Annotated in this window: 16 protein-coding genes; 9 read left to right on the top strand and 7 right to left on the bottom strand. The window is 43.6% G+C overall.

Going from position 1 to position 16,572, the window contains the following annotated elements:
• Nucleotides 1-64: 64 nt before the first annotated feature.
• Entirely contained in the window at nt 65-1,249 is a 1,185-nt protein-coding gene (gene lapB, locus MJ761_RS02475; RefSeq protein ID WP_093090677.1) for a lipopolysaccharide assembly protein LapB, read from the bottom strand.
• A gap of 1 nt (nt 1,250) precedes the next feature.
• Entirely contained in the window at nt 1,251-1,592 is a 342-nt protein-coding gene (locus MJ761_RS02470; RefSeq protein WP_080701853.1) for a LapA family protein, read from the bottom strand.
• A gap of 327 nt (nt 1,593-1,919) precedes the next feature.
• Here MJ761_RS02470 and MJ761_RS02465 point away from each other — a divergent pair, with 327 nt between their 5' ends.
• The 6 genes from MJ761_RS02465 to MJ761_RS02440 all read left to right on the top strand — a co-directional run bounded on the left by MJ761_RS02465 (nt 1,920) and on the right by MJ761_RS02440 (nt 7,085).
• Nucleotides 1,920-2,843 (top strand): branched-chain amino acid transaminase, encoded by a 924-nt coding sequence (locus tag MJ761_RS02465; protein ID WP_093090679.1) that lies wholly within the window; start codon nt 1,920-1,922, stop codon nt 2,841-2,843.
• An 88-nt stretch (nt 2,844-2,931) separates the two neighbouring features.
• The gene (locus MJ761_RS02460; protein WP_037491685.1) at nt 2,932-3,123 is read left to right on the top strand and encodes a zinc-finger domain-containing protein; all 192 of its coding nucleotides are present in this window, start codon (nt 2,932-2,934) and stop codon (nt 3,121-3,123) included.
• Between the two features lie 138 nt (nt 3,124-3,261).
• Entirely contained in the window at nt 3,262-4,218 is a 957-nt protein-coding gene (trxB, locus tag MJ761_RS02455) for a thioredoxin-disulfide reductase (protein WP_093090681.1), read from the top strand.
• A gap of 152 nt (nt 4,219-4,370) precedes the next feature.
• Complete coding sequence (gene fabI, locus MJ761_RS02450; RefSeq protein ID WP_037405736.1) at nt 4,371-5,180, top strand: enoyl-ACP reductase FabI; 810 nt, start codon at nt 4,371-4,373, stop codon at nt 5,178-5,180.
• Between the two features lie 152 nt (nt 5,181-5,332).
• Nucleotides 5,333-5,782, top strand: coding sequence for a large conductance mechanosensitive channel protein MscL (gene mscL / locus MJ761_RS02445; protein WP_093090683.1), 450 nt, complete (start codon nt 5,333-5,335; stop codon nt 5,780-5,782).
• Between the two features lie 241 nt (nt 5,783-6,023).
• A complete protein-coding gene (locus MJ761_RS02440; protein WP_093090685.1) occupies nt 6,024-7,085 on the top strand; it encodes a beta/alpha barrel domain-containing protein in 1,062 nt (353 codons plus the stop codon).
• Nucleotides 7,086-7,156: 71 nt separating this feature from the next.
• On the opposite strand, the gene MJ761_RS02435 is transcribed toward MJ761_RS02440, so the two are convergent.
• On the bottom strand, nt 7,157-7,843 hold the full coding sequence (locus MJ761_RS02435; RefSeq protein WP_093090687.1) for a glutathione S-transferase family protein: 687 nt from the start codon (nt 7,841-7,843) through the stop codon (nt 7,157-7,159).
• Nucleotides 7,844-8,023: 180 nt separating this feature from the next.
• Between MJ761_RS02435 and MJ761_RS02430 the strand changes: the two genes are divergently transcribed.
• The 3 genes from MJ761_RS02430 (at nt 8,024) to MJ761_RS02420 (ending at nt 10,504) form a co-directional block, all read left to right on the top strand.
• Nucleotides 8,024-8,872 (top strand): 23S rRNA (adenine(2030)-N(6))-methyltransferase RlmJ, encoded by an 849-nt coding sequence (locus MJ761_RS02430; RefSeq protein ID WP_093090689.1) that lies wholly within the window; start codon nt 8,024-8,026, stop codon nt 8,870-8,872.
• 105 nt (nt 8,873-8,977) lie between these two features.
• Nucleotides 8,978-9,958: a class 1 fructose-bisphosphatase gene (locus MJ761_RS02425; RefSeq protein WP_093090691.1), complete on the top strand. Its 981-nt coding sequence runs from the start codon at nt 8,978-8,980 to the stop codon at nt 9,956-9,958.
• Nucleotides 9,959-10,012: 54 nt separating this feature from the next.
• Complete coding sequence (locus MJ761_RS02420) at nt 10,013-10,504, top strand: peptidylprolyl isomerase (protein WP_093090693.1); 492 nt, start codon at nt 10,013-10,015, stop codon at nt 10,502-10,504.
• 140 nt (nt 10,505-10,644) lie between these two features.
• Here the strand turns inward: MJ761_RS02420 and MJ761_RS02415 are convergent, their stop codons facing one another.
• From MJ761_RS02415 to MJ761_RS02400, 4 genes are all read right to left on the bottom strand, one after another.
• On the bottom strand, nt 10,645-11,142 hold the full coding sequence (locus tag MJ761_RS02415; protein WP_093090840.1) for a prokaryotic membrane lipolipid attachment site family protein: 498 nt from the start codon (nt 11,140-11,142) through the stop codon (nt 10,645-10,647).
• Nucleotides 11,143-11,300: 158 nt separating this feature from the next.
• Nucleotides 11,301-12,233, bottom strand: coding sequence for a cysteine synthase A (gene cysK / locus MJ761_RS02410; protein WP_037405750.1), 933 nt, complete (start codon nt 12,231-12,233; stop codon nt 11,301-11,303).
• Nucleotides 12,234-12,579: 346 nt separating this feature from the next.
• Entirely contained in the window at nt 12,580-15,165 is a 2,586-nt protein-coding gene (acnB, locus tag MJ761_RS02405) for a bifunctional aconitate hydratase 2/2-methylisocitrate dehydratase (RefSeq protein WP_093090695.1), read from the bottom strand.
• 282 nt (nt 15,166-15,447) lie between these two features.
• On the bottom strand, nt 15,448-16,344 hold the full coding sequence (locus MJ761_RS02400; protein ID WP_093090697.1) for a M48 family metallopeptidase: 897 nt from the start codon (nt 16,342-16,344) through the stop codon (nt 15,448-15,450).
• Nucleotides 16,345-16,572: the final 228 nt, after the last annotated feature.

The following is a 16,572-nucleotide window of genomic DNA, read 5'->3' as shown; positions in this document are numbered from 1 at the left end:
ATTTCATTGATCAATGCAGGATGCAGCCAGAGCTGACTGGCCGATCCAAAGCTTATTAGAAGATTTAAACATCAATACGATTAGGCGTAAATGTTTCCCATTTATTACAGGCCGGACAGTGCCAGAAATAAACCTGTGACTTAAAATGGCAATGGCGGCAGCGGTACATCACAGATTTCTGCATCTGCATGCCCACTACCGAACGCATCATATCAACATCAACTTTCCATTTCGGATTAATATTGCTCTGCAATACCCCTAATAAACGGTACGTTCCGGTAAGAGTAGGCCTGCGTCGCACCAAATCAATAACGATTTCTCTGGCTCTGTCTTCACCAAAGACAGGCAGAGATTTTTCATAAATCACGCCAGACAAATCCAGCTGCGGGAAAGTCTGTGCAAAGCCAATCAAGACCTCAATTCCATCAGCCGCTTTCTGTAAACCATCATAAGCATCATACAAGCGTTCACCTACCAGACTCAGATACTCATAATTCTGCTTTTCGATAGCACTATAGGCATCTATTGCAGCCTGATAATTCTGCTGTTTCAGTTCAACATCACCCATAATCATATTGGCACGACTGCATTTGCGGTTTACAGCCAGCGCCTGAAAAATATATTCACGCGCTTTATTGTATTCAGACTGGTACAAAGCCAGTTGTGCCAGCTCACAATAAAACTGAGCAATCTCAAATTGATAAGTCTGGTCACCGGTGCTGAGTTCCTCCGCCAGCTTAATGGCTTTTTCCCAATCACGATCCTGCTGATAAATATTCAGCAGAATCTGCCGCGCCTGTTTGGCTTTACTGCCATTAAGTAAGCCAACCAGGATCTGTTCTGCACGATCGACCAGACCGGCAGCCTGATAATCCTGACCAAGCTCAAAGGCTACTGTATCACGACGTTCTGCAATGGTTTCTGGCAATTGCAACAAACTCTGGTGCAGGGCAATGGCTTTATCGTTTTCACCGCGTTGGCGATATAGCTTGCCCAAAGTCAAATGCAGCTCGTAAGTGCTTTGGCGAGCATCATTCTGCTGATCTACCACTTCTGCCAGCTCCCGCACTGCTACCGCACTTTTACGCTCCACTAGAGCATCCAGACTTTTATAAAATCCATCCGGAATGGCTTTCGCCTGCTTCAGCACTGCACGCATATCCACACGTGCAGCAAACCACCCCATAGCGAAAAATACCGGTAACAGAATAACTGGTGCCAGCCACATCCAGAAATCATTACTATCCATACTAATTGCTTGCCTTCATCTGCTTAGTATTATTGGTTTCTGCCGCTGTGGTGGTAACGACAATATTATCTGTTGGCACAGACTGGCTGGCAGCTTTAGCCTGTTTATTAAGTTGATTCTGCAACTGATTAACCTGACTGCGCAGGTGCAGCAGACGACCAAACATAGCAAAAACACCGAAAACCGCACCGATAATAAAAAATATCAGCAACAGTACAATTAACGGTAAATTCACCATCTGCCCAGGCAGATAATTAAATGCAATCAATTGGGTGTTGCTAACAGTCAGTAATAATAACGCCAGCAATACCACTATTTTTATTAATGTATAAATAATCTTCATGCTTATCCACCCTGTAATATACTGTTTTATGAAAAAACAATTATATGCCAGATACCATCCTGTTTATCCAAGAAGCAACACAGTTTAAACGATTTCACTACTTTTTAGCAAAAACTGTCCTTGTTTTCAGCATTGGCAAGTAAAATAGGCAGTGTATAATATTTATGTTTACATAAAGTAACAGCAGCCACTGGCTAAAACTAAGACCATAGGCTGCTTTTACCATTTTTTTGTACTGCCCAAGTCATCAGCTCTGCCTCGCCCTATCCATTGCAAGACAGAGTTCCGGCCACGCAGCTTAATGTCTTATTTTGGAGAAGTTTTACTATGTCTATGGCCGATCGCGACGGTTTTATCTGGTTTAACGGCAATCTTGTTGACTGGCGCAATGCCAAAACCCATGTATTAACCCACACATTACATTATGGCATGGGTGTTTTTGAAGGCGTACGTGCTTATGAAGCTCAGCAAGGAACTGCCATTTTTCGTTTACAGGATCACACCAAACGCTTGTTTAATTCAGCTAAAATTACCGGCATGAACCTGCCCTTCTCGCCGGAACAGATTAATCAGGCGCATATTGAAGTAGTTAAAGCCAACAAACTGAATTCATGCTATTTTCGTCCAATGGCTTTTTACGGTTCGAACAAACTAGGCGTGGGTCCAGATCTGAATGACGTACAGGTAATTGTTGCTGCCTGGCCGTGGGGTGCCTATCTGGGTGAAGAAGGCATGCAGCGTGGGATTCGCGTACAAGTCAGCTCATTTACCCGTCATCATCCAAATATCACCATGATTAAGGCCAAAGCCAATGGCAATTACATGAATTCCATCATGGCGAATACTGAGGCAACACGCAATGGTTACGATGAAGCCATCATGCTGGATGCAAATGGTTTTGTAGCCGAGGGTTCGGGCGAAAATATCTTTATTGTCAATGATGGCAAACTCTATACTCCGGCACTGGATGCTGCTCTAGACGGAATTACCCGCCGTACTGTAATGGCAATTGCCGCCGATATGCAGTTATCTGTCACTGAAAAACGCATTACCCGTGATGAAGTCTATTGCGCTGATGAAGTATTTTTCACAGGCACGGCTGCTGAAGTCACGCCAATCCGTGAAATGGATGGTCGTGTTATCGGCTGTGGCGCCCGAGGTTCGTTAACCACTGAAATTCAGCAACGTTATTTTGAAATTGTACATGGCAAAAATGCCAAGTATGAATCTTGGTTAACTTATATCGACTAAGCAGCAAGCAGCAGGCCTGATTAACAAAATATTAATTGTAATCAGGCCTGTTTCGCATAATAGTTCTGAACATATCCAAGGAAATATAATGAATACTACTGCCCAGCCCGTTACCACCATCACTCCACATGATTTACCCCTGATCTGTACCGGCCCAGAAAACGAAACATGGAACGGTCATCCACGGGTGTTTTTACCAATTCAATCAAACAGCAGCATCGAATGTCCTTATTGTGGCAAGCAATATCATCTGCATGGCATTGCTGAAAATCATCATTAAAATTTACCATTTGACAGCACTGTAGACAAAATACCTTCTTGTCGAGTCAATGCCGGAAGATTTAATCATCTGCGGGTATTGTGGTACAGTTACTACTATCGTTTCATCCCAGCATTGCTACAATAATAAGGAATTGTCATGACAGAACTCACACACAGCCGCTTAATTATTCTTGGTTCCGGGCCGGCAGGATATACCGCTGCCGTTTATGCTGCCCGTGCCGGCTTAAAACCTACTCTGATTACCGGCATGGCACAGGGTGGTCAATTAATGACAACAACCGAAGTAGATAACTGGCCGGCTGATGTCAATGGTGTACAGGGGCCTGAGCTGATGCAACGTTTTCTCGAACACGCTCAACGCTTTGGCACCAACATGATTTTCGATCACATCAATCAGGTGGATTTACAGCATCGCCCGTTCACCCTTACCGGAGATATGGGCAGCTATAGCTGTGATGCTCTTATCATCGCCACAGGTGCGTCAGCCAAATATCTAGGCTTACCCAGCGAAGAAGCTTTTGCAGGACGGGGAGTTTCAGCCTGTGCCACCTGTGATGGTTTTTTCTATAAAGATCAGGATGTAGCTGTAGTTGGCGGAGGCAATACTGCAATTGAGGAAGCTCTGTATCTGGCCAATATCGCGCGTACTGTTACCATTATTCATCGGCGAGACAGCTTCCGAGCCGAAAAAATTATGATAGATAAACTGCTGGAACGGGTAAAAGAAGGCAAAATCATTCTTAAGCTCAATGCCACCGTAGATGAAATTCTCGGTGACGACAGCGGTGTCAATGCTGTACGTATTAATTACGCCGGAAATGAAAGCGAAGTTCTTGCCATAACCGGCATCTTCATTGCTATCGGTCATCAACCAAATACACAGATATTCAAAGGGCAGCTGGATATGGATGCTACCGGCTATCTGATTACCAAAGGTGGTAATGAAGGCAATGTGGGTGCAACCAATATCCCGGGTGTATTTGCCGCCGGTGATGTTAAAGACCACATATACCGTCAAGCCATTACCAGCGCAGCATCTGGGTGTCAGGCGGCACTGGATGCCGATCATTACCTCTCTGGATTATACAGCTGATTATTTTAATTATCAGAAAACCAGCCAGCTGAGTATCTTTCAGCTGGCCGGTTTTAAAGCTTTTACTTTATCCAAGCATTTCGCGTAAAATTAAATATTAGTTATAATGCGCCCTTTAAGCTAAACACAAATCACGTTCAAGGATAATAATTATGGGCTTTTTGCAAGGCAAAAAAATCCTCATCACTGGTATGATTTCTGAACGCTCTATTGCCTATGGTATTGCCAAAGCCTGCCATGAACAGGGGGCAGAACTGGCCTTTACCTATGTAGTGGACAAACTAGAAGAGCGGGTTCGCAAAATGGCAGCCGAACTTGGTTCTGAACTGGTGTATCGTTGTGATGTACAAAGTGATGAAGAAATCAACCAGTTGTTTGCTGATTTAGGTCAAAGCTGGTCACAACTAGACGGACTGGTACACGCCATTGCTTTTGCTCCTAAAGAAGCTCTGAATGGGGATTTTCTGGACAGCATCACACGTGAAGCATTTATGACAGCTCACGAAGTATCTGCTTATAGCCTGCCTGCACTGGCTAAGGCTGCACGACCATTAATGAGCGGACATAACAGCTCTATTCTGGCACTTACCTATCTGGGGGCTGTACGCGCTATTCCTAATTACAATGTGATGGGTATGGCCAAAGCTTCACTTGAAGCCGGTATTCGCTTTACTGCGGCCTGTCTGGGACAGGAAGGTATTCGCTGCAATGGCATCTCAGCCGGCCCGATTAAAACACTGGCTGCCTCAGGCATTGCTAATTTCAGCCGTCTGCTGGCGCATGTTTCAGCACAAAATCCGATTCGCCGCAATATCACCATTGAAGAAGTCGGCAATACCGCTGCCTTCCTATTGTCAGATCTGGCTTCTGGCATCACCGGCGAAATCACCTATGTTGATGGTGGCTACAGCATTAATGCTTTGGGTGTACCAGAAGATTTAGTGAGTACGCATAACAGCTAATGCATAACATCCATTTAAGCTGTCTGAATATTCTTTCAGGCAGCTTTTATTATTTTTACATTACATAACTCTGCTCATGTTTGCCTGCCTATTTAATCGCGCTACCATGAAAAAACTAGATATTTTATTTGAAGCCAGCCAAGGAGGCTGATATGAAATTTTTTGAACAGTTCAAAGCTTTTTTATTGCGTGGCAATGTAATTGATCTGGCTGTCGGTATGGTAGTAGGTACTGCATTTACCAATATGGTCAAATCACTGGTAGACAATGTCATTATGCCACCAATCGGATTATTGATTGGCGGAGTGGATTTTTCCAATCTGTTTTTTACTTTGCGCAATGGTTCAAAATCGCCCGGCCCTTATGAAACGCTTGGTGCCGCACAGGCTGCCGGAGCCGTAACCCTGAATATTGGCTTATTTATTAACACCGTTATCAGCCTGATTATTGTAGGCTTCGCCATTTTTATGGTTGTTAAAGCAATTAATAAGCTGCATAAAAATCCCCCGCCCAAAACCACGACTAAACAGTGCCCACAATGCTGTACCGAAATTCCGCTTGAGGCCAAGCGCTGCCCGAACTGCACATCTGAGCTAAGTTAATCCAGATCATTATTTTGCTTTAAAACGTCGTGTACACTTCACATCAGCTAAAATTTATTTTGTTTAGAATATTCAAAAGCTACATATTGCCGTAGCTTTTTTTATGCCCGAAGACATGGTGTATGCTCCAATGAATTATGTACAGAAAGCTAGATGTAACTAATCAACCTGATTACTACACATTACAGCCTAACGGACATAATCAAACAAAGAAAAATTAAACCAGATTATCAGGATAATAATGCAAACTAACCTAACTCCGTTTTACAACCCTGCATTAAGCTACGAAGAGAACTATCAGCATGGCCCGTTTGGTGATTTTAGTAGTGCAGCACCGTCCATAGAGCACAATAAGCAAACTGAGAACTTTCTCAATCTGCAAGTTAACCTGCCTTTTGGCATTCCTGCCGGACCATTACTGAATGCCAACTTTGTCAAAGCTGCATTCAATCATGGTTTTGATTTGTGTGTTTATAAAACCGTGCGCACCCGTGCTCAAGCCAGCCATCCTTTACCCAATGTGCTTTCTGTTCATCCTACAGGTCGATTGTCAGCCAATACCGATACAGTGCTGGCCGATACCAACTACACAACTCCATTGTCTATCACCAATTCTTTTGGCGTCCCTTCATTTAATCCCGATATCTGGCAACCCGATATGGCCGAAGCTGTTAATGCTGCGCAAAAAGGGCAATATATTATTGGCAGCTTTCAGGGTACTGCCGGCAATGAAGCCAGCATAGAAAAAGATTATGCCTGTGCTGCACACTTAGTAGACGAAACTGCTGCACCGATTTTGGAGGCCAATTTAAGCTGTCCAAACGAAGGCGTAAACAAATTATTGTGTTTTGATTTTGATAAAGTAGAACGGATAGCCAAAGAAATCAAAAACGCTGTACCTGATAAGCCGCTGTTTCTGAAACTGGCCTACTTTGCCGATGACGATGTTATCTTTCCGCTTTTAAGTAGGCTGGATGGCACTGTTGATGGTTATAGTACGATTAATACCTTATCAGCCAGACCAGTTACAGCAAATGGTGAACCTGCGCTGGGGCTTGATCGTCCTACTGGTGGCGTCTGCGGTGAGGCCATTCGCTGGGCGGGGCTGGAAATGGTAGAACGTCTGGCCAGATTAAGAACACGCCTGAATAATCATTTTGCGATTATTGGTGTTGGCGGAGTAAGTAGTGCAGCACATTATCAGGCTTACCGCTTAGTCGGAGCCGATGCGGTAATGAGTGCCACCGGCGCCATGTGGAATCCGCAACTGGCTTTGGAAATTAAAAGCAGCCTGAATGGATAAAATTCCTGCTGGTGGCCTGAGCTGAATCAGGCTACCAGCACCACTCTTCACTATTATCAGAACATGATGTTTCAGCGTGCAATACGATAAGGTTCATCCATAGCAATGAAATCTTTTTCTTCAAGTGCCTGAGCAATCCATGCTGCTACAGCATCAGTAGAACATAGAGTATTAATATAATTGGCCAGTATTTCTGAAGTCTGAATCTGGAAGCCTTTTAACCTTAAACACATCGGGGCATAAAAGGCATCAGCAATACTGAACTCTCCAAACAGGTATTTTCCCGCCGATGCAGCAAGCAGTGACGACAAATGCTGATCGAGAAAATCGATTTCCTGTTTTACGGCAGGAAAATCACGCAGCACAATCTGGCCAATCTCTGGTAGCACCGCCTCAATATTCATTGGAAAATGCCTGCGTATATGATTAAACCCATTATGCATTTTGGCTACCACACTTCTGGCTTTGGCACGTGCTTTGTAATCTTGTGGCCATAAAGGTAATGGTGGATGGCGTTCAGCCAGATACTCACAGATTGCCAGAGAATCGCTCACCACCAAATCGCCATCGGTTAAAACCGGCACGGTACCATAGGGATTCAGTGGCAATATGGTTTGCTTAAAAACTGAATCAGCAGCAAAGCCATCAAAACGCACCAGTTGTTCAGTAAAGTCAATTTGAAAATGCTTCATCACCAGCCACGGCCGCATAGACCAAGTGGAATAATTTTTATTACCAATATAAAGCGTGTAACTCATAGCCTTTATCTTTCCTATTGTATTTATTTCAGTACATCTTAACTCATTTACGCCTTGTTCTCTGTACAAAATTGGCATCAGATTCAGTAATTGCTATTGATATTGATTTTTTTGCCCGTGCACATAAATTCTGTACAATAATAGTTTCAGTTCATAGTTTCTTACAGCAGCCACTCACTCATGCTCAGCTATCGTCATGCATTTCACGCCGGTAACCACGCCGACATCCTTAAACATTACTGCCTGATGGCAGTACTGGAATATTTCAAACTGAAAGATAAGCCGTATTGCTATATAGATACTCATGCTGGAGCCGGTCTGTATAATCTGATTAGCGATGAAGCCCAGAAAGTAGGCGAATATCGTGAAGGGATTGGCCGTATTCTGGCTGCAACAGATCTGGATAGCAGCCTGATACCTTTTCGTCATGCAGTAACAGCTTGTCTGCCTGACGCTGAAAACCATTATTGTGGTTCCCCGTGGCTGGCTCAGGCTCTGGCACGTGAGCAGGATCGCCTGCGACTGTTTGAATTACATCCGGCCGATGCAGAGTTATTGCGTAATAACATGCGCAACATTAAACAACCTAATCGCGCACAAGTATTCTGTGACGATGGTTTTAAAGGTCTGTTATCAATGCTGCCACCTCCCAGCCGGCGCGCAGTCGTATTAATAGATCCACCCTATGAATTAAAACAAGATTATCAGCAGGTAGTGGATACACTTAAGGCTGCCCTGAAAAAATTTTCCAGTGGTTGCTATATCGTCTGGTATCCATGTCTGAGTCGAGCAGAAAGCCAAAAACTGCCACAAAACCTGCAAAAACTGGTTCCAGATAATTTCGTTCAGGCAGAACTTTATGTCCATGCACCGCGCCCAGATGGCTTTGGTATGCACGGCAGTGGTATATTCATCATCAATCCACCCTACACTTTACCGCAGCTACTGGCTGAAGCGTTACCGCCGATGACTCGACTACTGGCTCAGGATGACAGCGCACATTTTGTTTTGCATTCAGAGATTAATTAAATTCATACAACCAACACAGATCAGCCCGATTGACTGCACCGGAGCTTTAGTCTGGCTGACAAGGCTATTGTATAATGGTACTCAATTTTAAAAGGGAGTATTTGCATGTCCGTTTTACTGTCTGATTATCTGCAACAACAGCAACAAAAGTATACTGTCACACCATTTTTACCTGAGGTCATCATCAGCATCAGTCAGGCATGTCTGCACATCAACTGCGAAGTCCGTCTGGGTGCGCTGGATAACATTCTGGGCAGTGCACATACAGGTAACATTCAGGGTGAAGAGCAGAAAAAACTGGATGTACTTTCCAATCAGATTATGATTGATACCTTATCAGCCAATCCGGCCATTGCCGGCCTTGCCAGCGAAGAAGAAGACTCATTTGTAACAGCCAATGACAACGGGCAATTTCTGGTTTTATTCGACCCTCTGGATGGTAGCTCCAATATTGATGTCAATATTTCCATCGGCACCATTTTTTCAATATTAGCCAAACCAGATGGCACACTTACTACTGAAAGCTTTTTACAGCCTGGCCGGCAGCAGCTGGCCAGTGGCTATGTTCTGTATGGTCCACAAACGATTCTGGTACTGACTTTAAAGCACGGCATCGCCATGTTTACCCTTAATGAACAAAATCAGTTTCAGCTCACTCAAGAAAATCCGCAGATACCTGCCGCCACTGCTGAATTTGCCATCAATATGTCCAACCAGCGCCATTGGCAACCAGCGATGCAAAACTATATTGCCCAGTTACTGGCCGGCAAAACCGGCTGTCGTGGTAAAGACTATAATATGCGCTGGGTAGCTTCTATGGTAGCTGAGGTGCATCGTATTCTCATTCGTGGCGGTATTTTCACCTATCCGCAGGATCAGCGTAATCCCGATAAACCGGGCAAGCTGCGTTTAATGTATGAAGCCAATCCGATGAGTCTGTTAATTGAACAGGCACAGGGTGCCGCTACCAATGCCCAGCAGAACATTCTGGATATTCAGCCAGAAGGCTTACACCAACGCATAGCCGTTGTGCTTGGCAGTAAAGAAGAAGTTGACTATGTTACCGCTATGCATAATGCAAGCTAATTATTGCAGCTAACACTGCAATCTTTTTTGTTTCACTCCCATCAGGAGATACCAATGATTAAATTAACTACCAATTTTGGCGTTATCGGCATCGAACTTGACCATGAGAAAGCACCGAAAACAGCTGCAAACTTCGAACGTTATGTGCATGAGGGCTTTTATGATGGCACAATTTTTCATCGTGTTATCGATAATTTCATGATACAGGGCGGTGGCTTTGACAAAGACATGCAACAGAAACCAACACATGAACCAATTGAGAACGAAGCCAATAATGGCCTGAAAAATGATCGCTATACCATTGCCATGGCTCGTACCATGCAGCCTCATTCAGCCAGTGCGCAGTTTTTTATTAATGTGAAAGACAATGACTTTCTCAATCACACCAAACCGGATTTACACGGCTGGGGTTATGCTGTATTCGGTAAAGTAGTTGAAGGACAGGATGTAGTTGATAAAATCAAAGGCGTAAAAACCGGTAATCATGGCGGCCATCAGGACGTGCCGGTTGAAAATGTTGTTATTGAAAAGGCTGAAATCGTTTAACCAGCATTTCACAACAGGCAACCAGTTACAGGTTGCCTGTTTTTTAGCTGTGAGTAACAGTCAACCATTTTAGACACAAAAGAATTTGATTCAAAAATACCCTGTCAACTTTAACAGACAGGGTATTTCTATATACAAAATCATTGTAACGGCTTCATATTCATCACTTCCAGCAGGAAGTTGGTAAATGCAGGATTAGCCGGTTTAGAACTCATTACCGGCCAGCGCTGCTGCCAGCCTGCCAGAGCTGTCTGAATATAAGCCTTGGATTGAGCAGTATCAATTGAACCTTGTTGGCTTTCTACAGCACTACGCAAATAAATAGCATACACATCGTCATCTACTACGTTATGCCCTACTTGAGCTATGCGAAACTGATCCAGCAACTGCGCAGCCTGAACTTTAGTAATACTTCCCTGAGAAACCTGAAAACTTAAGCGGGTAGCCTCATCACGAATTTTAGCGACATCAGACCAGTGGCTACTAGCTAAACGGTATTCAGCACTTGCCGCAGCCCCATTTACAACCTGTACCGGCTTTGTTTGCTTACCGCCATGTCTAGTCAATAAAGGTTTATCCATAGATGAACAACCACCTAAAAAGGCTGCTATGACACATAATACTAATGTTTTTTTCATCATTTGTTTACTCAACGTATATTGCTTAAAACAAAATAAAAGCCAGTTAGCTTGAGCGTATGGCTGAACATGTATTCATAATAATTGTACCACAGCTATGACTGCAAGAAAAAACCGAACCAGTTGACTGATTCGGTATTAATCGTAAAAAGTAGGATTTACGCCAGATCAGCAAATAATGGTGTAGAGAGATAACGTTCACCATAAGAAGGAATCAGAACGACAATCAATTTGTCCTTATTTTCCGGTTTCGCTGCCAACTGCAAACCCGCCCAAACTGCCGCACCAGAAGAAATACCCACCAAAATACCCTCTTTGGATGCCATAGCACGGGCTGTATCAAAACTTGCATCATTAGATACCTGAATAATCCCATCATAAACATGAGTATTCAGAATTTTAGGTACAAAACCTGCGCCAATACCCTGTATCGGATGCGGTCCTTTACACCCACCAGACAATACTGCTGAAGCCTCAGGTTCTACGGCATAAACCTGCACCCCAGGTTTCTTTTCCTTCAGCACCTCACCAACTCCGGTAACCGTACCACCTGTGCCTACCCCAGCGACAAAGATATCAACTTTACCATCAGTATCATGCCATATTTCCTGCGCAGTAGTTTCACGATGAATTTCAGGGTTAGCCGGATTTTCAAACTGCTGCGGCATAAAATATTTCTGTGGGTCAGAATCCACAAAAGCCTGTGCACGGCTGATGGCGCCAGCCATACCTTCTGCACCGGGTGTCAAAACCAGTTCAGCGCCAAATGCACGTAATAACATGCGCCGTTCCTTACTCATCGTTTCCGGCATGGTGATAATCAGTTTATATCCCCGGGCTGCACACACCATAGCCAGCCCTATACCAGTATTACCGCTAGTTGGTTCTACAATAACAGTACCAGAATGGATTTTACCCGCCTTTTCCGCTGCATCTATCATGCTGGCAGCAATTCTGTCTTTAACACTATTGCCTGGATTAAAAAATTCCAGTTTAACCACCAGCTTACCAGGCAACCCGGCACTCAAACGATTAAGCTGCACCAATGGCGTATTACCAATTAAATCAGTGATGCTAGAGGCGATATTCATTTTCTATCCTTTGTCATGAGAAGCAATCTTTATTATCATAGATTAAAACCAGAACTAACCAAAATAATTTATCAGCAGGTTAATACAATTAATATTTATAAAGGCTTTGAACAGGTTTTGGAATTGGTTTTAAACACCTAATTTAGTTCAGGTTATTAATACCAACAATCATGATTCATTATAGCAGTAATACGAAAATTTATTCACACAATCTAATACTTAATTTTATAAAAAATGCTAAAAGCATTTATTAATACCGACTATTATATGCATCATCAGATTCTACTCATACAAAAAAGACTACCTTCCGGTAGTCTTTCTATCATAATACTAAAAATGTCTTGCTCTAAACGTTAACTTTGGCGGCCACATCTACATAATCCTGAATTTCATTGAAGTTCATATAGCGATAAATTTCAATACCCTTATCATTGATAATGGCAATATTTTCGCGATACTCCTCAATGCTGGGAATATGTCCCAGCTTGGAACAAATTGCCGCCAGTTCAGCTGAGCTCAAATATACATTAGTATTTTTGCCCAAACGGTTTGGGAAATTACGGGTGGAAGTAGACACCACAGTTGAGCCTTCACGCGCCTGCGCCTGATTGCCCATACATAAAGAACAGCCCGGCATTTCCATCCGCGCACCCGCGCGTCCAAGAATACTGTAATAGCCTTCATCCGAAAGTTCTTTAGCATCCATTTTAGTTGGTGGTGCTACCCACAGGCGCACTGGTAAATCGCTTTTACCATCAAGCAAGGCAGAAGCAGCGCGATAATGACCAATATTAGTCATACAGGATCCGATGAATACTTCATCAATATGCGTACCGGCAACATCAGACAAGATTTTCACATCATCAGGGTCGTTCGGGCAGGCCAGAATAGGCTCTTTGATTTCGTCCATGTTGATATCAATTATGGCAGCGTATTCGGCATCGGCATCAGCCTCAAGCAATTTTGGTTCTGCAAGCCATTGTTCCATTTTCTGAATACGGCGTTTCAGGGTACGGGCATCCTGATAGCCATCTGCAATCATATTTTTCAACAACACAATATTGGATTTCAGGTATTCTTCAATTGGTTCTTTATGCAGCTTCACAGTACAGCCAGCAGCGGAACGTTCAGCAGACGCATCAGTCAACTCGAAAGCCTGCTCTACTTTCAAATCCGGCAAACCTTCGATTTCCAGAATACGGCCAGAGAAAATATTTTTTTTGCCAGCTTTGGCCACAGTCAGCAGGCCTTCCTTAATGGCCTGCAAGGGAATGGCATTAACCAGATCACGCAAAGTAATACCCGGCTGCATGGTACCGGAAAAGCGTACCAATACAGATTCAGGCATATCCAGCGGCATTACACCAGTAGCAGCAGCAAAAGCCACCAGACCTGAACCGGCTGGAAATGAAATACCCAGCGGGAAACGGGTGTGCGAATCACCGCCTGTACCCACCATATCCGGTAACAGCATGCGATTGAGCCACGAGTGAATAATACCGTCGCCCGGACGCAGAGAAACACCACCACGTGAAGACATAAACAGCGGCAATTCCTTATGGGTTTTTACGTCCACAGGTTTCGGATAGGCTGCCGTATGGCAGAAAGACTGCATCACCAGATCAGCACTGAAACCCAGACAGGCAAGATCTTTCAGTTCATCCCGAGTCATCGGTCCTGTCGTATCCTGAGAACCGACTGTAGTCATACGGGGTTCACAATAAGTACCCGGCCGGATACCTTGTCCTTCCGGCAAACCGCAGGCGCGACCAACCATTTTTTGCGCCAGTGTAAAACCGGCAGTGCTCGACGCAGGAGCCTGTGGTAAGCGGAAAACTTCTGAATGTCCCAGATTCAGTGCTTCGCGTGCTTTCGCAGTCAGGCCGCGACCAATAATCAGATTAATACGCCCCCCTGCCTGAACTTCATCAAGAATAACCTGAGATTTCAGTTCAAATTCGGCAACAGTTGCGCCATTTTTAATAATTTTGCCTTCATATGGCAAAATATCAACGACATCACCCATTTCCAGTTTAGAGACATCAACCTCAATGGGTAACGCTCCTGAATCTTCCTGAGTATTAAAAAAGATCGGCGCGATTTTGCCACCCAGACAAACACCACCAAAGCGTTTATTCGGTACATAAGGAATATCATGCCCAGTATGCCAGATTACCGAATTGGTAGCCGATTTACGTGAAGAACCGGTACCAACTACATCACCTACATACGCTACCAAATTGCCTTTGGCTTTCAGTTCAGCCAATTGTTTAATTGGACCTACTTCGCCCGGTTTATCCGGCTGAATACCTTCACGCGGATTTTTAAGCATAGCCAATGCATGTAAAGGAATATCCGGGCGGCTCCATGCATCTGGTGCTGGTGATAAGTCATCAGTATTGGTTTCACCCGCCACCTTAAATACAGTAACGGTAATCTTTTCCGGTACTTTTTCACGTGCGGTAAACCATTCTGCATTTGCCCAGGATTCAATCACTTCGCGCGCATATTGATTACCGGCACGCATTTTTTCTTCTACATCATGAAAAGCATCAAACATCAGCAAAGTATGTTTTAAGGCATTGGCAGCGGTAGCAGCCAGCTCCTCATTGTCCAGAAATTCTATCAGTGGCTGAACGTTGTAGCCTCCCAACATCGTACCAAGCAGTTCCACTGCAAATGTGGGGGTAATTAAAGGACTGCTAACAGTTTTTTCGGCAATGGCACCCAAAAAAGATGCTTTGACCTTAGAAGCATCATCTACGCCTGGTGGCACACGATGCGACAGTAAATCAACAAGAAATGTTTCCTCCCCTTTAGGAGGATTCTTTAGCAATTCAACTAATTCCTCTGTTTGCTTTGCTGTCAATGGCAAAGGTGGAATACCCAGCGCTTCACGTTCAATGGCGGCTGTACGATAGGCTTCTAACATCTTGGACGTCCTTAATGTAATGGTTTTTAAATTTTTCTTGTCATTTTATTATGCAGTTTTAATGCAATAGTATGAATGATAACCGAAAACATGGTCGATTGAAATAATTTGTAGTCAGATGTAGTGAACATCAGAAAATGTAAAAATTAAAATAAAAGCAGCCTGTTTCAGGCTGCCATACAATTATCGTCCAACTGAATTTAACATGCAGAATTAAGCTTTAGAATAACCAGTTGCATAAAATGCTACTGATTCCGTTTATTTCACTGATTTCAGTCAGTCTCAGGAACGATTTTTCTTTTTGCCAGTATTCTTGCGAACGTTATTGGCTCCTGAATATCTTTCTGTGACATTTGGTTTTTGCCGTGTAATATTGTTTTGTCTGGCCTGCTCATAAACAGGTAGTACTTCAGGCAACATTTTTTTCAATGCCGTAATGCGCGCATCGTTACTTGGATGGGTAGTTAACAGGCTCGTACCACTATTCTTGCCAAAAACCTTATTCATTTTTTCCCATACTGTAATGGCTCCATGCGGGTCATATCCTGCCTGAGCCATTAATTGCAAGCCGCCGGCATCAGCCTGATTTTCCCGATGACGTGAATAGGGCAGTGTCAGGCCATACTGATTTAATATATCTTTATAGAGCCCCACACGGTCAGCACTGACACCTGTTTTTGACTGCAACGCAGCACTGCCTACTGCAAGAGCAGTACTGGTGAGGATTTGCTGTCCTGCTGCTTTTTTACTGTGTTCTTGCAGAGCATGAGTCATTTCATGACCAACAATAGCTGCAATTTCATCATCGCTAAGATTCAAACGGCTTACAATACCGGTATAAACTACCATCTTGCCCCCGGGCATGGCAAAAGCATTGGGCTCATCGCTGCGAATAACATTAAGCTGCCAGTCAAATGGCACACCTGTCTGATTAGCAGCATTGGCATACGGTACCAGACGCTGAAATACAGCACGTACACGTCTGGCCACAGGTGTATTAGTTTCAATCACCCCTTCAGACTTTGCTTGGCTCATCATTTGGCTATAGCTTTTAGCCGCGCTGGCATTTAATGTCTGTGTATCATACCCCATGACATCGGCTACCTGAGCACAACCGCCCAATCCCATAAAAACTGCTGCCAGAGTAATTAATTTAGGTTGCCACCTGATTGAATACATAATTTGTCCATTAGTAAGTAACTGGTTGAAAAATTATAACTTCTTATTGTTTTACATTCAGTTATACATGTAAAACGCTATTTTATTATATTGTATTAATTTAATTAATACACACAATTATTAACAAATCTAAATATTTTAGAAAGTATGTATTCTTCCCTGTCAAATCAACATGGCACACACCTTTTAAAATCATAATAAATTTCAAATATTTAAATTATCTAGCAC

The sequence above is a fragment of the Snodgrassella communis genome (assembly GCF_914768045.1).
Classification (GTDB): domain Bacteria; phylum Pseudomonadota; class Gammaproteobacteria; order Burkholderiales; family Neisseriaceae; genus Snodgrassella; species Snodgrassella communis.
Note: the sequence above shows the minus strand (reverse complement) of the source record. Positions and strands in the feature narration are given on the sequence as shown.